At 73.9% G+C, this 21,994-nt stretch carries 23 protein-coding genes; 11 read left to right on the forward strand and 12 right to left on the reverse strand.

What is annotated here, in order from left to right; all coding sequences use genetic code 11:
• Window positions 1-94: 94 nt before the first annotated feature.
• Both HOP40_RS14845 and HOP40_RS14850 read right to left on the reverse strand, forming a co-directional pair.
• Window positions 95-1,567, reverse strand: coding sequence for a 1,4-alpha-glucan branching protein domain-containing protein (locus HOP40_RS14845; RefSeq protein WP_172158912.1), 1,473 nt, complete (start codon window positions 1,565-1,567; stop codon window positions 95-97).
• Window positions 1,564-2,316 (reverse strand): class I SAM-dependent methyltransferase, encoded by a 753-nt coding sequence (locus tag HOP40_RS14850; RefSeq protein WP_172168372.1) that lies wholly within the window; start codon window positions 2,314-2,316, stop codon window positions 1,564-1,566. The genes HOP40_RS14845 and HOP40_RS14850 overlap by 4 nt, the downstream gene beginning before the upstream one ends.
• Window positions 2,317-2,407: 91 nt before the next feature.
• Between HOP40_RS14850 and HOP40_RS14855 the strand changes: the two genes are divergently transcribed.
• The 5 genes from HOP40_RS14855 (at window position 2,408) to HOP40_RS14875 (ending at window position 7,348) form a co-directional block, all read left to right on the forward strand.
• Window positions 2,408-3,337, forward strand: coding sequence for a tyrosine-type recombinase/integrase (locus HOP40_RS14855; RefSeq protein WP_172158915.1), 930 nt, complete (start codon window positions 2,408-2,410; stop codon window positions 3,335-3,337).
• 646 nt (window positions 3,338-3,983) lie between these two features.
• Window positions 3,984-4,232 (forward strand): hypothetical protein, encoded by a 249-nt coding sequence (locus HOP40_RS14860; protein ID WP_172158918.1) that lies wholly within the window; start codon window positions 3,984-3,986, stop codon window positions 4,230-4,232.
• 5 nt (window positions 4,233-4,237) lie between these two features.
• The gene (locus HOP40_RS14865; RefSeq protein WP_172158920.1) at window positions 4,238-5,908 is read left to right on the forward strand and encodes an AAA family ATPase; all 1,671 of its coding nucleotides are present in this window, start codon (window positions 4,238-4,240) and stop codon (window positions 5,906-5,908) included.
• Between the two features lie 273 nt (window positions 5,909-6,181).
• Window positions 6,182-6,751 carry a hypothetical protein gene (locus tag HOP40_RS14870; RefSeq protein WP_172158923.1) on the forward strand — a complete coding sequence of 190 codons (570 nt, stop codon included), beginning with the start codon at window positions 6,182-6,184 and terminating at the stop codon, window positions 6,749-6,751.
• A 12-nt stretch (window positions 6,752-6,763) separates the two neighbouring features.
• A complete protein-coding gene (locus tag HOP40_RS14875; RefSeq protein WP_172158926.1) occupies window positions 6,764-7,348 on the forward strand; it encodes a hypothetical protein in 585 nt (194 codons plus the stop codon).
• Between the two features lie 546 nt (window positions 7,349-7,894).
• Here HOP40_RS14875 and HOP40_RS14880 read toward each other — a convergent pair.
• The 8 genes from HOP40_RS14880 to HOP40_RS14915 form a co-directional block, all read right to left on the reverse strand.
• The gene (locus HOP40_RS14880) at window positions 7,895-8,179 is read right to left on the reverse strand and encodes a GIY-YIG nuclease family protein (protein WP_172158928.1); all 285 of its coding nucleotides are present in this window, start codon (window positions 8,177-8,179) and stop codon (window positions 7,895-7,897) included.
• 47 nt (window positions 8,180-8,226) lie between these two features.
• Window positions 8,227-8,517 carry a hypothetical protein gene (locus HOP40_RS14885; protein ID WP_172158931.1) on the reverse strand — a complete coding sequence of 97 codons (291 nt, stop codon included), beginning with the start codon at window positions 8,515-8,517 and terminating at the stop codon, window positions 8,227-8,229.
• Between the two features lie 56 nt (window positions 8,518-8,573).
• Window positions 8,574-9,773, reverse strand: a complete 1,200-nt coding sequence (locus HOP40_RS14890; RefSeq protein ID WP_338053065.1) for a protein rep — start codon at window positions 9,771-9,773, stop codon at window positions 8,574-8,576.
• A gap of 220 nt (window positions 9,774-9,993) precedes the next feature.
• Window positions 9,994-11,130: an FtsK/SpoIIIE domain-containing protein gene (locus tag HOP40_RS14895; protein WP_172158936.1), complete on the reverse strand. Its 1,137-nt coding sequence runs from the start codon at window positions 11,128-11,130 to the stop codon at window positions 9,994-9,996.
• Window positions 11,131-11,239: 109 nt separating this feature from the next.
• Window positions 11,240-11,608, reverse strand: coding sequence for a hypothetical protein (locus tag HOP40_RS14900; protein ID WP_172158938.1), 369 nt, complete (start codon window positions 11,606-11,608; stop codon window positions 11,240-11,242).
• A gap of 159 nt (window positions 11,609-11,767) precedes the next feature.
• On the reverse strand, window positions 11,768-12,058 hold the full coding sequence (locus HOP40_RS14905) for a hypothetical protein (protein WP_172158941.1): 291 nt from the start codon (window positions 12,056-12,058) through the stop codon (window positions 11,768-11,770).
• A 604-nt stretch (window positions 12,059-12,662) separates the two neighbouring features.
• Window positions 12,663-12,956 (reverse strand): hypothetical protein, encoded by a 294-nt coding sequence (locus tag HOP40_RS14910; RefSeq protein WP_172158943.1) that lies wholly within the window; start codon window positions 12,954-12,956, stop codon window positions 12,663-12,665.
• A 178-nt stretch (window positions 12,957-13,134) separates the two neighbouring features.
• The gene (locus tag HOP40_RS14915; RefSeq protein ID WP_172158945.1) at window positions 13,135-13,305 is read right to left on the reverse strand and encodes a hypothetical protein; all 171 of its coding nucleotides are present in this window, start codon (window positions 13,303-13,305) and stop codon (window positions 13,135-13,137) included.
• A gap of 334 nt (window positions 13,306-13,639) precedes the next feature.
• Between HOP40_RS14915 and HOP40_RS14920 the strand changes: the two genes are divergently transcribed.
• The 6 genes from HOP40_RS14920 (at window position 13,640) to mnmA (ending at window position 19,474) form a co-directional block, all read left to right on the forward strand.
• Window positions 13,640-14,425, forward strand: a complete 786-nt coding sequence (locus HOP40_RS14920) for an electron transfer flavoprotein subunit beta/FixA family protein (RefSeq protein ID WP_172158948.1) — start codon at window positions 13,640-13,642, stop codon at window positions 14,423-14,425.
• Between the two features lie 15 nt (window positions 14,426-14,440).
• Window positions 14,441-15,385, forward strand: a complete 945-nt coding sequence (locus HOP40_RS14925; RefSeq protein ID WP_172158951.1) for an electron transfer flavoprotein subunit alpha/FixB family protein — start codon at window positions 14,441-14,443, stop codon at window positions 15,383-15,385.
• Between the two features lie 117 nt (window positions 15,386-15,502).
• Window positions 15,503-16,261, forward strand: coding sequence for a GNAT family N-acetyltransferase (locus HOP40_RS14930; protein ID WP_172158954.1), 759 nt, complete (start codon window positions 15,503-15,505; stop codon window positions 16,259-16,261).
• Window positions 16,258-17,118 (forward strand): lysophospholipid acyltransferase family protein, encoded by an 861-nt coding sequence (locus HOP40_RS14935; protein WP_172158956.1) that lies wholly within the window; start codon window positions 16,258-16,260, stop codon window positions 17,116-17,118. The genes HOP40_RS14930 and HOP40_RS14935 overlap by 4 nt, the downstream gene beginning before the upstream one ends.
• 58 nt (window positions 17,119-17,176) lie before the next feature.
• On the forward strand, window positions 17,177-18,388 hold the full coding sequence (locus tag HOP40_RS14940; protein ID WP_275691356.1) for a cysteine desulfurase family protein: 1,212 nt from the start codon (window positions 17,177-17,179) through the stop codon (window positions 18,386-18,388).
• A gap of 18 nt (window positions 18,389-18,406) precedes the next feature.
• Window positions 18,407-19,474: a tRNA 2-thiouridine(34) synthase MnmA gene (gene mnmA / locus HOP40_RS14945; protein ID WP_172158961.1), complete on the forward strand. Its 1,068-nt coding sequence runs from the start codon at window positions 18,407-18,409 to the stop codon at window positions 19,472-19,474.
• Between the two features lie 81 nt (window positions 19,475-19,555).
• On the opposite strand, the gene HOP40_RS14950 is transcribed toward mnmA, so the two are convergent.
• Window positions 19,556-20,341, reverse strand: a complete 786-nt coding sequence (locus HOP40_RS14950; protein WP_172158964.1) for a hypothetical protein — start codon at window positions 20,339-20,341, stop codon at window positions 19,556-19,558.
• An 80-nt stretch (window positions 20,342-20,421) separates the two neighbouring features.
• The gene (locus HOP40_RS14955; protein ID WP_172158966.1) at window positions 20,422-21,873 is read right to left on the reverse strand and encodes a multicopper oxidase family protein; all 1,452 of its coding nucleotides are present in this window, start codon (window positions 21,871-21,873) and stop codon (window positions 20,422-20,424) included.
• Between the last annotated feature and the right edge of the window lie 121 nt (window positions 21,874-21,994).

Consider the following 21,994-nt stretch of genomic DNA (forward strand, 5'->3'; position numbering starts at 1 on the left):
GGGCGCTGGCTCGCACACAGCTTCCGGGGCTCGCACACAGGTCCGGCCCTGTGTGCCGGCCCCGCAGCCTGTGTGCGAACCCCCGGTACCGGAGTCAGGGGCGCAGGTCGCGCGCGTCCACGTGGCCGAACGGGTGGGCGGGCCACTCCCGCACGCGGTGCTCCGCGGCCGCGCGGCGGCTGGCGTGCAGCAGCGCCGCCAGCTCGTCGACGCGGGCGGCATGGGCGTGCGCGCGGTCGCGGGCGTACCCGGCCGCCGAGTCCTTGGTCACCATGAAGGCCCAGTCGCTCGACAGCGCGAGCAGCGCCTCCTGGGCGAGCGCGTCGCGGAGGGGGTCGCGGGCGGGGCCGCCGGCCGGCACCGACAGCAGCGCCTTCTGCACCCGCGCGTTCAGCGCGACGAGGTCCTCGACCCCGGCCCACACCCGCCAGTCCTTGCCCGACCCCCACGACGACGGCGGCAGCTCCACCGCCTCGCCGACGAGGCCGTGCTCGACGGCCCCGGCCGGCGTCGTCACCCGCACCCCGGCGTCGGGCAGCGCGCGCAGCACCGCCTCCAGCCAGGCCGGGCCCTCGTGCCACCAGTGGCCGAACAGCTCGGTGTCGAAGGCGGCGACGGTCAGCGCCGGCCGGCCGTGCTGCTCGTACAGGCGGACGAGCCGGTCGCGGACGACGGACACGAAGTCGGCGGCGTCGCGCTCGACGGCGGCCGCGGCCCGCGCGGGGTCGTAGGGCGCCTTCTCGTGCGGCGGCACCGACCGACCGGTGACCCGGGCCGGCTTGAGGCCCGACGGGTGGTCGTAGGTGTGGAAGTCGCGGTAGTCGCGCCCGCCGGGGTAGCCCGCGCGGGGCGACCAGACGCGGTAGGTGACGTCGAGGTCGCGGGCGAACGCGAGCACGCCGGAGTCTCCGACGGGCCGCGCGAACGCCGTGTCGCCGCGCACCGCCGGACCGTCGACGAGGAACCGCGCCACGCCCGCGTCGGCGTACTCCCGCTCCATCCCCGGCGCGTAGCCGCACTCCGGCGCCCAGATCCCCGCGGGCGTCGCGCCCAGCCGCAGCCGGGCGTCGGCCAGGCCCGTGGCCAGCGCGAACGCCCGCACCGGCGGCTCCAGCAGGGGGGCGAACGGGTGCGTCGCGGGCCCGCCGAGCAGCTCGACGGCCCCCGCGTCGGACAACCCGCGCAGCACGGGCGACGCCCCGTGGCGCCAGCGGCGCTCGAACAGCTCCAACGCGGTGGTGGCGGCGCGGTGCTCGTGCGCGCCCAGCTCGGGCAGGCGCGCCGCGGCCTCGTGGGCGCGCAGGAGCCAGCCGCCGATCCAGTCGTGGACGCCGCGCAGGGAGTAGGGGTCGTCGAGCTGCGCGGCGAGGACGGGGGTGACGCCGAGCGCCACCAGGTCGCGGCGGCCCTCGGCGGCGAGGCGCTCCAGCACGTCGACGACGGGCAGGTAGGAGTGCGCCCACGACTGGTAGAGCCACTCCTCGCCGACCGGCCAGCGCCCGTGGTGCGCCAGCCAGGGCAGGTGGCTGTGCAGGACCAGGCAGAAGGTGCCGACGGGGGCGGTCATCCGCGGGTGGCCAGGACGAGCAGGTCGAGGCTCGCGTCGACGTCGTCGCCGTGCAGCAGGAAGTCGTCGGTCGTCACCGACCCGACGTCCGCGAGCAGGGCGTCGGGCCACGGGTTCCCGTCGACGACGACCGCCACCTGCGCGTCGACGACCGACCCCCCGTGCCGCGCGTCCAGCGCGCGCAGCCGCGGCCCGTGGTGCAGACCCTGCACCTCGACGCCCGTGAACCCGGCGTCGCCCACCAGCCCGGCCAGCTCCGCGCCCGACAGCTCACGCGTGTGGAACGGGTTGAGCGGCGTGTCGCGGCCGGGGGAGAAGGTGATGCGGTTGGGCGTCGAGAGCAGCAGTGCGCCGCCCGGGCGCAGCACGCGCCGGCACTCCCGCAGGAACCGCTCCTGCTCCCACAGGTGCTCGACGACCTGCAGCGACACGACCACGTCGACGGCCCCGTCGCGCACCGGCAGCGCGACGAGGTTGGTGCGGGCGACGTCGACGCGGGGGTAGCGGTGGGTGACGTGGGCGGTGGTGAGGGAGTCGTAGTCGAGGGCGACGACCCGGCGCGCGACCCCGGCCAGCAGGTCCGCCCCGTACCCCTCGCCGCACCCGGCCTCGAGCACGACGGCGCCGCGGCAGCGCTCGCGCAGGGCCTCGTAGACCACCTCGTGGCGGCGGAACCAGTAGTTCTCGTGGCTGACTCCCGGGACTGTACGCTCCCCCGTGAGCGGAAGGCAACCCTCGCCACCTGGCATTGTGTCGCGCACCCGACATGACCTCCTGACGTCCTGAGTTCCGCATGCCGCCTTGCGAGACGAGAACCTCGCAGCAGCGTACAGTCTCCCCGTGGATGCGCTGGCGGACTGGCAAGACGAGTGGGAACTAGTCCTGACCCATGAGCGCAAGGTCGCCGACCTCTCGCGCGTGACGTACGTCCGAGCGGTGCGTCAGCTACGGGCGTTCCTCGCTGAGCGCCACCCGACCGTGACGACCCCCGGTCAGGTCACCGCTCGCCACGTCGGGGAGTTCCTGTCGGGCATGGCAGACGAGGGCCGCGGGCAGAACACCCTGCGCATCCGGCTCAAGAGCCTGCGGCTGTGGTTCGGGTACCTCGCCACGCAGGACGGCAGCGGTGTCGTCCAGAACCCTGCTGCGGGCGTCGCATTGCCCGAGGAGAGCCTCCCGCCCGTACCCGTGATCCCCGACGGGGACCTCACGGGGCTGCTCCAGACGATGGCCGGTCCTACGTTCATCGACCGCCGCGACACCGCGATCATCCGCATGCTGCTCGACACCGGTGTCCGCCGCGGCGAACTGGTCGGGATCGACGTCGCCGACCTGGACCTGCAACAGCAGGAAGTGACGCTCCACCGGACGAAGGGCGGCCGCCCCCGGATCGTGCCGTTCGGAGGCAAGACTGCGATCGCGCTGCGGAAGTACCTGCGGGCTCGGGATCAGCGCCGCGCCGGCCGGGAGTCGCCGGCCCTGTTCCTGTCGGCGCGATGGGACGGCGCAGGGGACGGGCGAATGACCGGCGGCGGCGTCGGCGAGATGCTGACCCGCCGGTGCGCCGTCGCTGGCATGGACCCGATCCACGCTCATCAGTTCCGGCACACCTGGGCTGACGACCTGCTGTCGCACGGCGCGAACGAGGGCGACGTCGAGCGGCTCGCAGGGTGGCGGTCACCGCTCATGGTCCGCCGGTACGGGCGATCCGTGGCGGACCGACGAGCACGTGACTCCGCGCGCCGGCTCGCGCGCGGCGATCGGGTCTAGTTCATCGCTCTACTGTAGCTCTCTGCAACGGCGCCAGGCGCTGTCCCTGCTCAAAAGCGTGGCGCAGCGCGGGGGGGTTTGCACAAAGTAACGGCGTGCTATACGTTTCTCGGCAAGGGAGTGGCTGCGCGTAACCGCACATGCGCGCAGTGGATCAGTCCACAGGCCACATCGACCAGGGGACTGGTCGAGCAACAGGAAGTAGTGCGGTTCCATGGCTCTAGATCGAGCTCAGCGCCGGCTGCGCGCGCAGATCGCAGCGAACGCCCGATGGTCCCGCGAGGACCCCGCCGTGAACGCCCATCGCGGGCAGGCCGGTCTCACCGCTCGGTTCGAGCGTGAAGTAGACCCCCGCGGCGACCTCGACCCCGCCGAGCGCGAACGACGAGTGGAGTGCGCCCGCCGCGCCCACTTCCAGCGTCTCGCGCTGGCCTCCAGCAAGGCCCGGCGTGCCGCCGTGTCTGCCTGATCCACTCCCCAGGCACGACGAGGGCCCGCTCCCCAGCTCCCCAGCCAGAACAACGGGCCCGCGTGTGTCGTTACCGAAGGACGACGCGACATGTCATCCAACCGCAGGAACAGGATAGCCCGCCGTACCGACCGCGGGACACCCCGACGAACGACCTCACGTCGACACGGCCAGCACATGACCACGGCGGACGTGGCCGAGATCGTCGTGATCGTCCGCGCCGATGGGGAGGACCCCGGCTACGGCGGGTACCTCGCGTACCTCGTCGACGAGGACGGCTCCACGCCGATCCGCATCTTCCAGGGCACCGCGGAGATCCCCCCGGGGTGCCCCACCGTGACCGACTCGGACGGCGTCACGATCATGGCCCATAGCCACGCCAGGTGCCCGGTCGTGGTCCAGGCCCGCCGGCTGTTCGCGCCATGACCGCCATGACCACGCCCGCCGTCGCCGACGAGAACGACCACTTCGGCGACCTGGCCCCAATCGTCGCGGGTGAGCGGGACTGGCGGTACCACGCCGACACCCTCGACACAGACCTGGGCGCGTTCGTGCGCGACGCCGATCGGATGCGGTCCAACACGGTCGTGCGCGAGCTCGACGACCCGGACATGACCGCTGAGACCGCCCGCTGGCAGCTCAACCTGCGCAGCACGGCGGCGGACGTGGAGCCGTGCGCAGCGATGCAGCGGGCCGTGGACAAGTGGGCCGACGGATCCCGGGCCGGGCAGTTCTCCGGGGCGCTGGCCGTGATCCGGCTCGACGAGCGCGAACACCGCGGCCTCGCCACGGCCGTCGACCAGCTCTGGCAGGTCCGGGCGAAGGACGAGCGAGACTTCAACAGGGTCCTGCGCGATGCGCGGAAGATCGTCCTCAGCGACCCAACACCCGAGGACGAGCGCGGGTGCGACTGCGACGAAGGCCCGTTGGCCTGGGTCGCCGACGCCACGATCTCCGGCGGCGGAGGCGCGACGACTTCGAGCGGGGACAAGTCCACGCCGGGTGGGCGTCGGCTGCGCATGGTCCGAGCGTCGGCTGTCCAGCCGCAGGCCGCGCGGTGGTTGTGGCAGACCGGCGAGTACGGGCGGATCCCACTCGGCGAGGTCAGCGTGCTCGCCGGCCGCGGCAACGTCGGCAAGTCGCCGTTCGCGCTCTGGTGCGCAGCGCGCATCACCCGCGGCGACCTGCCTGGCGAGCTGTCCGGCAGCCCCGCCGACGTCCTGATCTACGCATCCGAGGACAGCCACGAACACACCACCGTGCCCCGCCTCACCGCCGCGGGCGCCGACCTCGACCGGGTGCACCTGCTCAACGGCACCGAGACCGACGAGGACCCGGAGATGCCGCTCGTGTGGGCGCGCGACATCGATCTCATCCGCGACGCCGTCGAACAGACCCGTGCGCAACTGCTCGTGATCGACCCCCTGATCGACGTGCACCGCGGCGGCGCCAACACCGACCGCACCGACGACGTCCGCGCCGGCCTGCGCCCCCTCGTCGCCCTGGCACACCGCACCGGGGCCGCCGTCGCTGGTGTCGCCCACTTCAACAAGCAGCGCACCGGCGACGTGGCGTCACTGCTCTCGGGCAGCCACGGGCTACGCGACACCGTGCGCGCCGTCCTGGCGTTCGTCGAGCGCCCCGACGGCGAGCGGGTGCTCGGGCAGGACAAGAACAACCTCGGCCGCGCAGGCGACGACGTGCCCCGCCTGACCTACGACATGGCATCGGTCGACGTGCTCATCGGCGGAGCTCCGGTCAGCCAGCCAGTGTTCACGATCACCGGCACCACCGACGACACCCTGTCCGACGTCCTGCTCGGCGGCGCCAACGACCGCGCCGATCTGCCCGACGACACCGCGTGGCTGTTCGAGCTCGTCGCCGCAGGTCACCCTCTGCCGCTGCACGCGAAGAAGTGCGCCGACGAGGCCGAACGCCGCGGGTTCAAGTGGGACACCGTCAGCCGCAAGGCCCGCCGGTCCGGCCTGCTCGTCAGCCGCCAGCAGCGCGGCGCGGTCACCACCTGGGTATGGACCCTGACCGAAAGCGGCGCGCGACGGGCTGGCAAAGCCCCCGTCATGCCCGAGGCCGAAAGTGCCTGAACCCGTGCCCGCATCCGAGTGTCCGAGAGACCGTCCCACCTGCGCAAACGCGATCCGAGAGGTCTCCGAGAGGTCGTCCGAGAGGGGTCTCTCGGACGGGCGCCTCTCTCGGACGCATCCGGGTCTCTCGGAAGGTCTCTCGGAGACCTCTCGGATCCTATATACGCAGGTCAGGGGGTCTCTCGGACATTCGGATCCTGGCGTTCGCGCGCGCGAGTTCGGGGACGACCGGATCTCTCACCTACGCAGCACCCCTTCAACGAGGAGAACGACATGGCCCCACCCATCTACACCGACGACGAGCCCAGCCCGGACCAGAGCGTCATCTACCGCCGGTTCGGGATGCACGCCGAGGTCGCCGACACCCACCACCGCGCCGGCCTTGCCTCGCCGAGGACCCGTAGTCGCTACTCGCAGATCCTGGAGGGGATCGCGCTGAAGTGGCGGGAACCGGCGACCGTGCACCACCGCTCCGGCGACGTCGTCGAGTGGTTCTCCGGCCCCGACGCCGTCGCCGCCGACGGGTGGCCCCGGCTCCAGATCGGCCACGAGCGCGACGCCCCCGTGATCGGCGAGTGCGTGTCGTTCAACCGGCGCGCCTACGACCTGCATGTGCGGTGGCGGCTCGACGAGGACGTCCTGGACGAGCTCGGTGAGTGGCTGCGCAAGCCGCACCGGCTCTCGATCGGGTTCGAGGAGCTCGTTCCGCCCGACGCCGTCGGGATGTCCTTCGACGGCCTACCGCAGGTCCGTCAGCGCCTGGTCGCCGTCGACCACTGCGCGATCGTCGTCAAGGGGGCCTACCCGGGCGCCCGCACCCTCCCGCTACCGCTCGCCGACTGAAGGATCACGATCATGAGCTACAGCCCGAGCTACTACTTGTCCACGCTCACCGACCTCGGCCTCGACACCCCCGGCATGCGAGCCGCGCAGGCTCGCATCAGCCTGCCCACGCTGCCCGACGGCTACCTCGAGCGCACCGCGGTCCTGTTCGAGGAGCTCGTGAACGGCCTGGCCGAGCAGCGCATCGGGATCGACGAGGTCGACACGCGCCTGGCCGTGCTCGACGCCAGGCAGGGTCACCTGCTCGGCTCGATCCAGCGGGAGGTGAGCGAGAAGCGGCGCTACGAGGCGATCCGGCTGCTGGCCGAGGACGCGCCGGCCATCGAGAAGGCGCTCAAGGCGCGCGTGAAGGCCGCGCAGAAGGACATGGCGGACGCGACCGCCACCCTGCGCGCCGCGGGCGTACAGGACAGCACAGACGCCATGGGCAAGGGGCGGGCGACGGCGAGCGCGTGGGCGGTGAGGGCGGCCGCGGTCGACGAGCAGGCGCGCCTGCGTCGGGTCCGGGACGACCTCGTCGGCGGCGGCATCCTCGCCTCCGAGCCGCCGAGCTTCCTCGGCCAGGCCCGCGAGCTCCTCGCCGGTGGGGGGTCGTAGCCCCCACCATCCCAGGGGCGGCCGGTGCGTACCTCGCGCGCCGGCCGCCCCTGGTCGCTGCGTGGTCGAGGCCCCGTTTCTCCCGACCCCCTGCGCGCGTTGGGACCCATGCCCCTATGAATCCCTCTCCCCGCGCTCGCGGCGCGCCCAGCCCGTCGCGGCCCTGAGCGGCCGCTGACGGCCGCCCCGTGCGAGCCTCGGTCCTGCGCTCCTGTCCTGCGCGTGAGCCGTCCTGGGCCCGTACAGCGCGCCCCCTGGTGGCCGGTGACGGGCTCGCAGCGCAGGCGAGGGTGGCGCGGACCCGGCGGACGATCATGGACTGCCCCGGCACTCGGAGTAAGATCATCTCCCCGTCAACGGCTACCCACCGTGACCAGTCGCTAGAAGTGCGACCGGGCACGGCGAGCGGTTACGCTGCGTGTGCGGGTCAACATGGCCCGCAACAGGGAAGGGAAGCGCCGCACGGCGGGATGGAACCTGCACGGCGGCTTGCGCCCCGGGTCGGCCAGGAGCAGCGCGCGACCCGGGGCACGCCATCCCCGCAGGTCAGGCGGTCGCAGGCCTCGGCCAGCGGTTGTATCCCACCGCAGGGTCGTTCGATCGGAGCTGGCGGATCAGTGCGACCTCGCGCTGCGTGACCTCGCTGTGAGTGGCCGTTGCCGACTCCCACAGGATCTCCTTGCGGATGGTGAAGTCGCGCTGCTGCTCTCGGGTGAAGTCCTGCTCGATGAGCCGACTGTCGGCGCTGCCGTAGTAGTTGAGGGTGTCGGTCCGGTCCTGGCCGACGTAGATCTTCCCGTTTGGGTAGGTGATCTTGTAGATGACCGACACCTGCGGATCTCAACGGGTCGCCTCGCCGCCGTCAAGCGCGCCGAGGGTCACACGCCGGCTCGATCGGTCGACGTCGGCGGCCCGACGTAGCCGAGCCCGGCCAGGGCGCGCGACCAGTCCTCGTGCCGGGCGGCGAGCAGCTCGACGTGACGCGCGGTCATCGGCTCGGCGTCCGGGGCGAGGTCGACGTGGCGCCGGCAGAGGAAGACACGGACCCAGCACCGGCGCTGGCGCCACCGGACCACCGCTGTGTGCGTCGGCTCGCCGAGGCAGTGCCCGCCCTGGCCGTGTACCCCGCTCGACGGTGTGGCCGCGCACCCGGGCCGTCCTACGTTCACGAGCTGCTCCCCGGTCGGACGACATGTCCGCCGCGGGGGAGCGCGGCGCGGCGATCCTACGTCGGCGGCGCCGGCCTAGCCCAGCTCCAAGCGAGGCGGCGCGCACTGAGCCACCGCACCGCACCTTCCAGACCCTCGGCCTCAGCGACGGTAAGCAGCTCCTCAGCGACGTCGCGGACTGCACGCCACGTTTCCGCAGGTAGAGCGATCAGGTCGTCGCTACCGAGGTCGGCGGCGGCGATGTCCTCGTCGGTCTCCTCCTCGGCGAGCCGGTAGCGCTGGCGCAGGCCGCGGGAGAAGGTGACCTGCTTGCGCCCGTGGCTGGCGCGTTCGTACTCGAACCACGCCTCAAGATCGTCCGCGAGCCCGGTGGCGACACCGTCGGCGAGGACCTCCCACATGGTGCGCGACGAGTGCCGCCGGCCGGTCTTCCGGGTCGATCCGGTGACCTCCAGTGACAACTTCGCCAGGTACACCGCGAGCGCCCCGGACGAGTCGGCGGTGACGGTGCGGGTGTCCAGGCCGCCGTCGAACTCCAGCGCGTCGAACCCTCGCCGGGCCAGAGCGCGCTGGTAGCGGGCGAACCAGCGGCTGCCCAGCTCGCCGAGCAGATCGTCGGATACGGGCGTGTCGAAGCACAACACGACGTGCAGGTGCGGATGGTGGCCGTTCCGGTCGGAGTGGGTGACCTCGACGGCGGCGATCCACCCGGTGATGCCGAACTGCTCGACCTCCCGCTGGTAGGCGCGGCCGGATGTGACCCGGGCCCATGCGTGCCGCAGTGCGCTCCACGAGTCGGTGAGCCGGTGCCCGCGGTGGTGCCTCAACGTCAACGTCACGAGCCCGCAACCGCCACCGTCGGCGTCCACAGCAGACACAACCTCGCGGATCTCCTGGGCCCGCTGAGCGCCGATCCGGCGGGCACAGCACGGACACGCCCACGGGCTACCGCAGTGCACCAGCCCGGCGAAACCTGCAGCTCGTGAACCCTCGTCACCGGACACCCGCAGCGTCGGACCCCCTACAGCGTTGCGCGACACCCGCCCACATGCCCGGACCCGCGGAAGCGAGCTGATCTCCCACAAGCGACGACGCAGGGCCCACGCCTGGTTCCGACGTTCCCGGGCTGCATCGGCGCCGCCGGAAGAAGTAGGTGCGTTATTACCAAGGGTCGGCCGCTGCGCGGCCTCCCGCGCCGCGCTCACGCCTCCGGCGCGCGCGGCGCGCTGGCGCTGTGCGGGCCCCGCGGCGGTCACGAGCTGCCTCCGGCGGCCCTGCCGGGGGCACCGGTCTCGGGCAGGGGGGTCGCTCCCCTGCCCTCGTCACGGCCCCAGAGGGCGGCATGGTCGTCGTGTGGGCCGCACGCATGGGTAGGACGGCCGCCGGCTCGCGGGCAGGGTGCGGCCCACACGACGACCATGCAGGTGCACGCACGCCGCGACGAGGGCAGGGGAGCTGGGAGAAGCTCGGTGGGGATCACGCGGCACCGCGGGTGGCTGCGGTGACGGCCGCGGCGTAGGCGCCGTACCCGCCGAGGTAGGGGCCGCGGATGCGGGTGAGTGGGCGGCCGGGCCAGCTGCATAGCGCGATCCCGGGGCGTGCGGAGGTGTGGCCGCCGGCAAGCAGCTCGGCGTCGGAGTGCAGCAGCTTCACCGAGTCCGCGGAGTCGACGCGGAACGAGAGCCGACCGCCGCACTGGGCCCGTTCCGCGGCGCCCACGATCGACGCCTCCGCCCGCTGCGCTGCGATCACCATCCGATGCCCGACCTTGTGGGACTCGGCGAGCAGGCGAGCGACCAGGGCCCGGACGCGCTTGCCCTGCTTCGGGTCGGCGGCGTCGAGCGCGCGGAGCAGCGCCGGGTACTCGTCGAGGATCGTGACGACCAGCGGGTGCTCGGCGGAGATCGGGAGGATGTCTCGGTCCAGTGGCATCGCGGCGAGCCGGGCGTCCATGTCGGCGACCAGGGCGACAAGGACGGCCTCCAGCGCGTGCGGGTCGGCCAGCCCCGACGCCTGCCACCTCGCGTGCGCGGTGCCGGTGAACGGGCGCAGCGTGATCCCGGACGGGTCGACGCCGGCCACCACAACGTTGAGGTGGCGGAGCAGCTGCACGATCAGCGCGTACAGCCACGTGCTCTTCCCGCTACGGGTCTGGCCCTGCACGATCAGGTGCGGCAGCTCGACCGGGTCGACCTCAAGGTTCTCGCCGCCCTCGTCCCGCCCCAGGAGCACACCCGCGCGCGGCGACGGCGGCAGCTCGAGCGACCCGGCCAGCGGATCCGAGGTCAGCACGGTGACCACGGCCCAGCCGAACCCGCGGTCGGCGACCCGCAGCGCCACCCCGCCCAGGTGGGGCGCGATCAGGTGTCCTGCGCGGGCGAGCGCGGCGGGGACGGTGCCCTCCAGCATCCGCACGGTCATCCGCAGCGGTGTCCCGAGTTCGACGTTGGTGACCTCGGGTGTGCGGAACGAGGTGCCTGCGATCGGGGAGTCCACGGCCAGGCACACACCCGCGCCGATGCAGGCCTGTCTGAACGCCCACCGCATCGAGGCGGCGAACTCGTAGTTGGCGACGCGGTCGGTGCGGCGGTGGTGCCAGTCGAGCAGAGTCACGACGTCCTCCAGAGACGACGACGGCCCGCCACCCTGCCCAGGGGAGTGGATGCCAGGCAGGGGGACGGGCCGCGGGTCCGAGCTTGAACGGCTCGGGGTCAGGTCGCGGTCAGGCCGCGGCGGCCTTCGGCTTGGTGTTCTCGATGCCGTCGGCGCGGAAGGACAGCGCGACCCGGCCGGTGCCCTGCGCGACGTAGGGGACCGCCACGAGGTTGAGGAACCGGACCTCGTCGCCGAGGCGGGTCTCCGGCACCTCGTAGGAGGCGACCTTGACCGCGGCGATCTCGGCGCGCTCGGCGTCGGGGTCGTCGACCATCACGTCAACCACCCACATCGGGCGACCCTGCTCGTCCTTGTCGTGGCTGTCAGGGACGCGCTTGCGGCTGCCGTCGGAGAGCTCGGCGTAGACCGCGCGGGCCGCGTGCTTGCCGGTGGCGATGAACCGGACTCGGGTCGTGTCGACGGGGATGGCGCGCATCGTGATCTCCAGGTGCTCGGGTGGTGTTGGTGGTGTGGGTGTGGCGGCCGCGCGCAGAGCTGCGGGCGGACAGGTAGGGGCCGCGCAGGACGACGGCGAGAGAGCCGGTCAGGACGGCGACCAGGGCGCAGAACACGACATCGAGCAGGACGGCGGTGCTCACCGCAGGCCGTAGCGCTCGGTGCGGGTGGCCTCGTCGTCGAGCTGCGACGCGGCTGCCTCCAGGCCGCCGACGAACGAGGCGCGCTCTCGGAGCCGTGTCTCGACCGTGACGCCGATGCTGGCCATGACGGGAGAAGGCTCGTCGATCGGCTGCGCGGCGATGTGCTCGACGGCGCGCCGCAGCTGCGCGGCCTGCGCACGGAGGGCGCTGACGACGGTGGTCGCTGCGGGGGTCTGCTCGACGGCCGGTGGTGCCTGGCCGGAGCCGGACGGGTCGGATACGGTCACCGCGGGTCGCCTCCTGGGGCGATCAAGGCCCGGGGAGCCGGTGTTCCCGCACCGGTCCGGGCCGCCTATAGGGCCGTCGGTGCCACGAGAACTATGCGCATGACGCTCAGTGACCAGCAGCGCTAATGATCGTGCGCATGCCGTCTAAGCGATCAAGAACCAGTAGTTCTCCTCGGGGATGCCGGGGACGGTCCGCTCGCCGGTCAGCGGCAGGGGGGCCGGGTGGGATGTCACGCGCCGACGGTGACAGACGGAGCAGGGCGACGCACGGCCGCCCCGGCGCCCCCGCGCCCGCCGCCCGCGCCCCCCGCCCCCGCCCCCCGCCCCCCGCCCCCCGCCCCCCGCCCCGATGACAGTGGAGTGGCTTTACTTGCATCCAGTGGCAGTAAAGCCACTCCACTGTCACGCGGGTGAGGGCGAGGGCGGGCGCGGGAGGGCGCGGGAGGGCGAGGGCGGGCGCGGGAGGGCGCGGGAGGACGCGGGGGGCGCGGGAGGACGCAGGAGCGGCGAGGCGGGTGGGCGCTGGAGGGCGCGGGAGCGGCGCGTCTGGCGATGGCCGAGAGGGCGCGGGAGGGCGCGGGGAGGGCGCGGTGGGCTGGGCCCCTCAGCGCTCCGGGCCGCCCGCCACCGTCAGCACGCCGCCCACCGTGTGCCGGAGCCAGGCCAGCAGGATGCGGTCGTCGAAGGTCAGGGGGACCTCGGGTCCCGACCACCCCAGCAGTGCGACGGGCCGGTGGGTCAGCGCGTCGCGCAGGGCCGCGGCCAGCTCCGGGGTGGCCCGGACGGTGAGCCCGTTGTGCGTGACCGACTGCGTGTGCGAGGCGGGGGCCGTGGCGTCGGCCCCGGTGCTGAGGACGTAGCCGCAGCCGTGACGGTCGTCGTACCCGGTCACCACCACGGCGGCACCCCTCTCACGCGCACCCCGCAGACGGGTTCCCGTCGGCCTGTCCGGGTCATCCGGGAGGTACCGGCGGACCCTATCGGCTCCGGGGCGTGCGCGGGAGGACGCGAACGGACGACGAACGGCGCCCGCGTGGTCGCGGACGCCGTTCGTCAGGGAGGTGGAGCGGTCGGGCTCAGTAGCGCCGGCGGCGGTTGCCCAGCACCGAGGTGACGAGGCCGGCGAGTCCGCCGCTGCGTCCGGCGGGACGGCCCGCGCCGGGGGTCACGCCGCCGACGGGACGGCCGTGGCCGCCCTGGTGGCCGGGGTTCGTGGCACCGCGCAGGGCTCCGAGGAGGCGGTTCATGAGAGGCATGGTGAAGACTCCGTTTCCATCGGTGCGGGCCGGCCGGGATGCGCCGGTCGTCCGTCACTCGATCCACGTCCTGGGTGCCCGTTCCGTCCGGGCAGGCAACCGCCATCGTGACGCCGATCACACACGGTTCAGCGACCCTCGGTGAGCAGCCTCACCACCCTGTGCGTTTGCCGCGCGGATACCGCCCGGTAACAATGACCTGCAGCGTCGCCCGCCGCGCCGAGAGTCCGCAACGGGTGGCAGAGTCGATACATCCGTGGGGTTCTCGTCCCCACGAGACCCACGAGCGGCAGCGTCCGCACCGGCAGGAGGTCGAAGAGGTCCGATGAACATCGTCGTGCTGGTCAAGCAGGTGCCTGACACCTACTCCGAACGCAAGCTCAACCCGTCGGACGGTGTTCTGGACCGGGACGCCACCGACGCGGTCCTGGACGAGATCAACGAGCGGGCCGTGGAGGCCGCGCTGGTGCTCAAGGAGGCCAACGACGGCTCCGAGGTCACCGTGCTGACGATGGGCCCCGACCGGGCCACCGACGCGATCCGCAAGGCGCTGTCGATGGGTGCGGACAAGGCGGTGCACCTGTCGGACGAGGCGCTGGCCGGGACCGACGCCGTGGGCACCGCGAAGGCGCTGGCCAAGGCGATCGGCACCGTCGAGGGCGTCGACCTGGTCATCGCCGGCAACGAGGCCTCGGACGGCCGCGGCGGTGCGGTGCCGGCGATGGTGGCCGACCTGCTCGGGTTCCCCGCGCTCACCCACGCCCGCGAGATCACGATCGACGGGTCGGCGGTCACGGTGAAGCGCGAGACCGACGACGGCATCACGATGCTGTCCGCGGAGCTGCCCGCCGTGATCTCGGTCGGAGAGAAGATCAACGAGCCGCGCTACCCCTCGTTCAAGGGGATCATGGCCGCGAAGAAGAAGCCGGTCTCCACGATCGGCCTGGCCGACGCCGGGATCGACGCCTCCGAGGTCGGTCTGGCCAACGCGCTGTCGCTGGTGACCTCCGCGTCGCCCAAGCCGCCCAAGAGCGCGGGCGAGAAGATCGAGGACGAGGGCGACGGCGGGTCGAAGATCGCCGCGTTCCTGGTCTCCCAGAAGCTCATCTGAGGAAGGAAGACCGATATGGCTGAGGTACTGGTCCTCGTCGACCACCTCGAGGGTGAGATCAAGAAGTCGACCTACGAGCTGCTGACCGCCGCCCGCACGCTGGGCGAGCCGTCCGCCGTCGTGGTGGGTGCGGCGGGCACGGCGGCCAAGCTGGCCGACGGCCTGGCCGGGCACGGCGCGGAGAAGATCTACGTGGCCGAGACCGACGACGCGTCGTTCCTGACCCCGGAGGTGTCGGTGCTGGCCTCGCTGGTCGAGTCGGCGTCGCCGGCGGCGGTGCTGATCGCGGTCACCCCGGACGGCAAGGAGATCGCCGGTCGCCTGGCGGTCCGGACGAACTCGGCGTGGCTCAACGACGTCGTCGCCATCGCCGGTGACGGTGTCACGCACTCGGTGTTCGGTGGCGCGTTCGTCGCCGAGGCCAAGGCCAACACCGAGCACCCGGTGATCACGCTGCGCCCGGGCTCGGTCGACATCGAGCCCACCGCGGGCGCCGGCGCGCAGGAGACCGTCACGGTGACGGTCGACGGGCGCAACGCCACGGTCACCAGCCGCGAGCCGATCGTGGGCGGTGACCGCCCGGAGCTGACCGAGGCCTCGGTGGTCGTGTCCGGTGGCCGCGGTGTGGGCTCGGCGGACGACTTCGGTGTGGTCGAGGGCCTGGCCGACACCCTGGGTGCGGCCGTGGGCGCCTCGCGCGCGGCGGTCGACTCGGGCTACTACCCGCACCAGTTCCAGGTCGGGCAGACCGGGAAGACGGTGTCCCCGCAGCTCTACATCGCGCTGGGGATCTCGGGTGCGATCCAGCACCGGGCCGGGATGCAGACGTCGAAGACGATCATCGCGGTGAACAAGGACGCCGAGGCGCCGATCTTCGAGATCGCCGACTTCGGTGTGGTGGGCGACCTGTTCACCGTCGCTCCGCAGCTCAAGGACGAGATCGCGAAGCGCAAGTCCTGATCTGCCGCCGCTAGTTCTTGCAGGAAAGCCACGTTCACGCCATCTGGTTGCGTGAACGTGGCTTTCCTGCAATGAGGGGTCGGGGTCCGGGTCACCTCCGAGGGCTACGAACAGCGGGTGACCGCATCGCAGGTGCTCGCCGCGACCCCGCCGGCCGCCGCCTCCCGCTACTCCCTGCTGCTCACCACCGACGCCGCCGAGGTCCGCGCCGCCCAGCGGCTGCGCCACCGCGTGTTCGCGGGTGAGCTCGGCGCCCGGCTGCACAGCCCCGAGCCCGGCCTGGACGTCGACAGGTTCGACGCCCACTGCGACCACCTCGTCGTCCGCGAGGACGCCACGGGCGAGATCGTCGGGACCTACCGGATGCTGCCGCCCGCCCGGGCCCGCGACGCCGGGGGCCTCTACGCCGAGGGCGAGTTCGCGCTCGACGCGCTGGCCCCGCTGCGCGGCTCGCTGGTCGAGACCGGGCGCTCGTGCGTGCACCCCGACCACCGCGACGGCGCCGTCATCAACCTCGTGTGGGCCGGCATCGCCCGCTACATGCTGCTCACCGGCCACCGCTGGCTGATCGGCTGCGCGAGCGTCCCGCTGGCCGACGGGGGAGCGCTCGCCGCGTCGGTGGCCGCGAGGGTCCGCGACGGGCACCTCTCACCCCCCGACCGGCGCGTGACGCCCCACCGCCCCTGGACGCACGACGGCCCGGTCGTCCGCGCGCCGCTCCCACCCCTGCTGCGCGGCTACCTGCGCCTGGGCGCGCAGGTGTGCGGCGACCCCGCGCACGACCCCGACTTCGGCTGCGCCGACTTCCCGGTCCTGCTCGGCCTCGACCACATGGACCCCCGCTACGCCCGGTTCTTCCTGGGGGAGGGGGCGTGAGCGCGCTGCACCGCGCCCCGGCGGCCTGGGTGCCCGTGCCGGTCTGCGGGCCCGGCTGTCTGCCCGGCGACGGCCCCCGCGTCGGCGCGGCGTGCTTCGCCGCCCGGCTCGCGGGGCTCGTCGTCGTGCTGGCGGGGACGGTCGCGGGCGTCGCCGTGCTGCGCGGACGGGCGCGCCGGGGCTGGGTGCGCACCTGCGCCGGTGCCGCGCTGCGGGCCGCGGGGGTGCGGGCCGTCGTCTCCGGGCGGCTGCCGCGCCAGCGCGCGCTCGTCGTCGCCAACCACCTGTCCTGGATCGACGTGCTCGCCTTGTTCGCCGCCGGGCCGGTGCGCATGCAGGCCAAGCGCGAGGTCCGCGACTGGCCCGTCCTCGGCCCGCTCGCCGCCCGCACCGGCGCCCTGTTCGTCGACCGCTCGGGCCTGCGGGCGCTCCCCGCCACCGTCGCCGAGACCGCCGCCGCGCTGCGCTCGGGCGCCGTCGTCGGCGTGTTCCCCGAGGGCACGACCTGGTGCGGCGCCGCGGCCGGGACGTTCCGTCGGGCCGCGTTCCAGGCCGCTGTCGACGCCGGGACGCCCGTCACACCCGTCGCGTTCGTGCTGCGCGACGGCGCCGGCCCCGCCACCGCGACGGGCGCCTTCGTCGGCGACCAGACGCTGTGGGACTCGCTGTGCCGCGTCCTGCGTGCACCCGCCCTGACCTGCGAGATGACCGTGCTGCCCGCGCTGGACCCGGCCGGGTCCGACCGGCGGGCGCTCGCCGCGGCCGCGGCCACCGCGGTCGGTGCCGTGACCGGTGTGTCCCACCCCGTCCCCGTCGCGCCCCGTCCCGACGCCCGGCCCGTCCCCGTCGCCGCGTAGGCGGGAGCCCGGGCGACTATCCTCGGGTCGACCCAGCGACACGGGAAGGCCATGTGACGTGACGCCACCGAGCGCCGGCTCCACCTACCTCGACCACGCGGCGACCACACCCATGCTGCCCGAGGCCGTGGCCGCGATGTGCGAGGCACTGGCCCGCACCGGCAACGCGTCGTCCCTGCACTCGGCGGGCCGCCGCGCCCGGCGCGAGGTCGAGGAGTCGCGCGAGCGCATCGCCGCGGCCGTCGGCGCGCGCCCGTCGGAGGTCGTGCTCACCACCGGCGGCACCGAGAGCGACAACCTCGCCGTCAAGGGCCTGTACTGGGCCCGCCACGCCGCCGACCCCCGCCGCGTCCGCGTCCTCCTGCCCGGCATCGAGCACCACGCCGTCCTCGACTCGGCGCAGTGGCTCGCCGAGCACTCCGGCGCCACCGTCGAGCACCTGCCCGTCGACGGCGTCGGCCGCGTCCGGCCGGAGGTGCTGCGGGCGGCGCTGGAGTCCGCGCCGGAGACCGTCGCGCTCGTGTCGGTGATGTGGGCCAACAACGAGGTCGGCACCGTCAACCCGGTCCGCGAGCTCGCCGAGATCGCCCACGAGTTCGACGTGCCGCTGCACACCGACGCCGTGCAGGCCGTCGGGATCCTGCCGGTCGACTTCGCCGCGTCCGGCGTCGACGCGCTCACCCTCACCGGCCACAAGCTCGGCGGCCCCTACGGCGCGGGCGCGCTGCTGCTGGGGCGGTCCGTGCAGCTCACGCCGCTGCTGCACGGCGGCGGCCAGGAGCGCGACGTGCGCTCCGGCACGCTCGACACGCCGGCCGTCGTCGGGCTGGCCACCGCCGTCGACCTGTCGGTGGCCGACGCCCCGCGCCGCGCCGCGATGCTCACCGGCCTGCGCGACGACCTCGTCGGCAAGGTCCTGGCCACCGTCGGCGACGCCACGCTCAACGGCGACCCCGGCACCGGCACCATCGACGGCGGGCCGTCGCGGCTGCCCGGCAACGCCCACCTGTCGTTCCCCGGCTGCGAGGGCGACTCGCTGCTCATGCTGCTCGACGCCCACGGCATCGAGTGCTCCACCGGCTCCGCCTGCACCGCGGGCGTGGCGCAGCCCAGCCACGTCCTGCTCGCGATGGGCACCGACGAGGCCACCGCCCGCGGCTCGCTGCGCTTCTCCCTGGGGCACACCTCGCGCCCCGAGGACGTCGACGCGGTGGCGGCGGTGATCGGGCAGGTCGTGGAGCGCGCGCGGCGGGCCGGGGCGGGGCGCTGAGCGCATGAGGGTCCTGACATGAGGGTTCTGGCCGCGATGAGCGGCGGCGTCGACTCCGCGGTGGCCGCGGCGCGCGCCGTCGACGCCGGGCACGACGTCGTCGGGGTGCACCTGGCGCTGTCGGAGACGCCGGCCGCGCTGCGCGGCGGGTCGCGCGGCTGCTGCTCCAAGGAGGACGCCGGCGACGCCCGCCGCGCCGCCGACGTCCTCGACATCCCGTTCTACGTGTGGGACTTCGCGGCGCGCTTCACCGAGGACGTCGTCGACGACTTCGTGGCGGCCTACGCGGCGGGGGAGACCCCCAACCCGTGCCTGCGGTGCAACGAGAAGATCAAGTTCGCGGCGCTGCTCGACCGGGCGCTCGGGCTGGGCTTCGACGCCGTCTGCACCGGGCACTACGCGCAGCTGCGCCAGGGCGAGCTCCGCCGGGCCGTCGACGTCGACAAGGACCAGTCCTACGTCCTCGCGGTGCTCACCGCGCACCAGCTGCGGCACGCGATGTTCCCGCTCGGCGACACCCCCAAGCCCGCCGTGCGCGCGGAGGCCGCGGCCCGCGGGCTGCGCGTCGCCGACAAGCCCGACAGCCACGACATCTGCTTCATCCCCTCCGGCGACACCCGCGCGTTCCTCGGCGCGCGCATCGGCGCCCGGCCCGGCCCGATCGTCGACGACGCCACGGGCGCGGAGCTGGGCCGCCACGACGGCGTCCACGGGTTCACCGTCGGGCAGCGCAAGGGCCTGGGCGTCGACGCCCCCGCCGCCGACGGCCGCCCCCGCTACGTGCTGGGGATCGAGCCGGTGTCGGGCACGGTGCGGGTGGGTCCGGCCGACGCGCTCGACGTGCGCGCGATCGACGCCACGGCCGTGGTGTGGAGCTCGGGCGAGGCGCCCGCGGGGCCGTTCGCCTGCACGGTGCAGGTGCGCGCGCACGGGGGCCTGGCGCCCGCGGTCGTGCACCCCGGCCCCGGCGGGGTGCTGCGGGTGGAGCTGGGCGAGCCGCTGCGCGGGGTGGCCCCGGGCCAGGCGGTGGCGCTGTACGACGGGGACGTGGTGCGGGGGAGCGCGCGGATCACCGGCACGGCCTGACCTCTTCGGGCACCCACGGAATTGCAGGAAAGCCACGTTCATGCAACCGGGCTGCATGAACGTGGCTTTCCTGCAACGCCCTCAGGCCACCGTGATCGTCGTGATCATCCCCTGCAGGTGGTGCGGGATCTCGCCCTCGTCACCGACCGGGCAGAACAGGAAGTAGGTCCCCGGCTCCAGGTCCGCGAGCGTGCCGCCGGTCTGCCCCGGAGCCGCCGCCGCGGCGCCCGGCACGAGGTCGACCGCCCCGAACAGCTCCTCCATCGGCATCGCGGTGAACTGCTCGGCCGTCATCGCGGGGTCCTTGGCCCGGGCCAGGAGCGCGACGTGGAACTGCTCGTCCTCGCTCCGGTTCTCCATCAGCACGCTGATCGGGCCGGGCTCCAGGGTGGCGGGGGCGCCGGTGAACTCGAAGTCGCGGCCGACCAGGTCGATGTTCTGGTAGCCGCAGTTGTCGTGGGCCCACGTCTCGTAGCCCGCGAGGGCGGCGTTCAGGCCCGGGTCGTCGAACGCGGGGAGGACGCCGTCGTTCGCGGCGGTCTGCACGAAGGGCTGGAGCGCGGTGAGCGAGGGGGTCAGCTCGGGGGGTGCGGCGGCGAGCGCGGCGTCGAGCATCGTGGTGATCGTCGCCCCCCACGCCTTGACCTCCTCGGGCGCCGGCGGGCTCTCCGGGCCCTCCTCCGGCGTCGGCGTGGCGTCGATGCCCAGCAGGTTGGTGCAGGCGGTGTCGACGGACGAGGCGGCGGTGGTCGGGGCGGGCTGGTCGGCCGCCGCGGGGGCCGGCGCCGCGGCGCCGCCGCACGCGGTCGTCACGCTGATCAGCGCGGCGGCGAAGACGGCCGCGGTGAGGGGGCGTCGGGTGTCCATCGGGTCCTCCGGGTCGGGTCTCGGTCGTTCTGGGGAAAGCCTAGGAACGCTGTTACCGCTGGTCAGGAGTGCTACCGCGATCATTCGGGGGTGTTTCCCGCACCCCCGTCGTGCCGGAAGGGGGTGCTGACCCCCTCGTAGGTCAGGTGCATGACCATCCCGGCGGCGGCGTGATTCAGGTTGTGGCAGTGGTCCATCCAGATGCCGGGGTTGTCGGCGCGGAACGCGACCTCGAAGGTCTCGCCGGGGCCGACGTCGAGCGAGTCGGTCCACCACGCGCTCCCGGTCGCCGGGACGCCGTCGCGCGAGAGCACGCGCACGTGGTGGCCGTGCAGGTGCATGGGGTGCGCGTCGGTGCCGTCGTTGCGGATCGTCACGCGGACGAGCTCGCCCTCGGCGACGGTCGCGGGCTCCGGGTCGAGCGACCCGTTGATCGTCCAGACGACGGACGGCACGCCGCGCCGCGTCACGCGCTCGGTGTCGAGGACCTGGAGGAGCTCGCGGTCGAACGGCCCGGTCTCCGGCGCCGCCGGGGTGCCGTAGGCGAGCGGGTCGAACTCCGGCCCGCCCCCGGTCAGCGGCACCGGGTCGACGCCGAAGCCGACCGACGGCCCGTCCACCAGCCCGACGGTCGCGGGCCCGGCCAGTCCGACGTCGACGCGCCCGCCCGCCGGGACGCGCAGCACCGCACCGTCGAGCGGGGTCGGACCGGTGAGGTCGGTGCCGTCGATCGCGAGGACCGTGAACGGGGCGCCGTCGACGGCCCAGGTCTGCGTCGTCGAGTCGGTGTTGACGATCCGGACGCGCTCGACCGGGTCGCGGCGCACCGGCCCGTCGATCACGGGCTCGGTCACGGCACCGGGGTCGGGGAACGTGTGCGCGAGCAGCACGGCGTCGGGCCCGCCGCCGCCGGCCGGCTCGACCACCAGCGCGCCGAACAGCCCCCGCGCCACGGTCCGCGCCGAGTCCTGGTGGGAGTGGTACCAGTACGAGCCTGCCTGCTCGGGCCGGAAGCGGTAGACGTGCGTGCCGCCCGGCGCGACGGCGTCCTGCGTCACGCCCGCCACCCCGTCCTCGGCGTTGGGGACGTCGAGGCCGTGCCAGTGCAGCGTGACGCCCTCCTCGACGTCGGCGTTGCGCAGCTCGACCTCGACCAGCTGCCCCGCCCGCACCCGCAGCTCCGGGCCGGGCGCGGTGCCGTCGAAGGTGAGGGCGTCGACGCCCCCGACGGGCGCGTGCCGCGCGGTGAGGGTGAACCGCACGTCGGGCTCGCCGTCGCGGGGGCCGGTGAGGTCGGTGACGCTGCGACCGGGCTCCCCGTGACCCGTGCCGTGACCCGTGCCGTGACCCGCCCCGTGACCCGCGCCGTGACCGCCGCCGTGACCGCCGGGGTGATCGCCGGCGTGCACCACGGGCGCGGCCTCGGTGCCCCCGGCGTGCGTCGCGACCGTCACGACCCCGGCGCCCAGCAGCGCGACCGCCCCGGCGGCGAGCAGGGCGGGCAGGGAGCGCAGGAGCCGTCCGGTGTCCACGACGTCGAGCGTCGGCGCCGCGGGCCGGGCGGGGGAGGGTGCCAGCACCCGTTCCGGAGGACGCCAGCACGCCCGTTCGGCCGTTCGGCCGCACCTGGCCCCGGCGCCCGGTCACGGCTGG

This window comes from Pseudonocardia broussonetiae, assembly GCF_013155125.1.
GTDB lineage: Bacteria > Actinomycetota > Actinomycetes > Mycobacteriales > Pseudonocardiaceae > Pseudonocardia > Pseudonocardia broussonetiae.

Excerpts from the sequence above, each read along its gene's own strand:
- HOP40_RS14845 (WP_172158912.1), bottom strand. The coding sequence starts at position 1,567 with ATGACCGCCCCCGTCGGCACCTTCTGCCTGGTCCTGCACAGCCACCTG.
- HOP40_RS14850 (WP_172168372.1), bottom strand. The coding sequence starts at position 2,316 with ATGCCAGGTGGCGAGGGTTGCCTTCCGCTCACGGGGGAGCGTACAGTC.
- HOP40_RS14860 (WP_172158918.1), top strand. The coding sequence starts at position 3,984 with ATGACCACGGCGGACGTGGCCGAGATCGTCGTGATCGTCCGCGCCGAT.
- HOP40_RS14865 (WP_172158920.1), top strand. The coding sequence starts at position 4,238 with ATGACCACGCCCGCCGTCGCCGACGAGAACGACCACTTCGGCGACCTG.
- HOP40_RS14870 (WP_172158923.1), top strand. The coding sequence starts at position 6,182 with ATGGCCCCACCCATCTACACCGACGACGAGCCCAGCCCGGACCAGAGC.
- HOP40_RS14875 (WP_172158926.1), top strand. The coding sequence starts at position 6,764 with ATGAGCTACAGCCCGAGCTACTACTTGTCCACGCTCACCGACCTCGGC.
- HOP40_RS14900 (WP_172158938.1), bottom strand. The coding sequence starts at position 11,608 with ATGCGCGCCATCCCCGTCGACACGACCCGAGTCCGGTTCATCGCCACC.
- HOP40_RS14915 (WP_172158945.1), bottom strand. The coding sequence starts at position 13,305 with ATGAACCGCCTCCTCGGAGCCCTGCGCGGTGCCACGAACCCCGGCCAC.
- HOP40_RS14920 (WP_172158948.1), top strand. The coding sequence starts at position 13,640 with ATGAACATCGTCGTGCTGGTCAAGCAGGTGCCTGACACCTACTCCGAA.
- HOP40_RS14925 (WP_172158951.1), top strand. The coding sequence starts at position 14,441 with ATGGCTGAGGTACTGGTCCTCGTCGACCACCTCGAGGGTGAGATCAAG.
- mnmA (WP_172158961.1), top strand. The coding sequence starts at position 18,407 with ATGAGGGTTCTGGCCGCGATGAGCGGCGGCGTCGACTCCGCGGTGGCC.
- HOP40_RS14950 (WP_172158964.1), bottom strand. The coding sequence starts at position 20,341 with ATGGACACCCGACGCCCCCTCACCGCGGCCGTCTTCGCCGCCGCGCTG.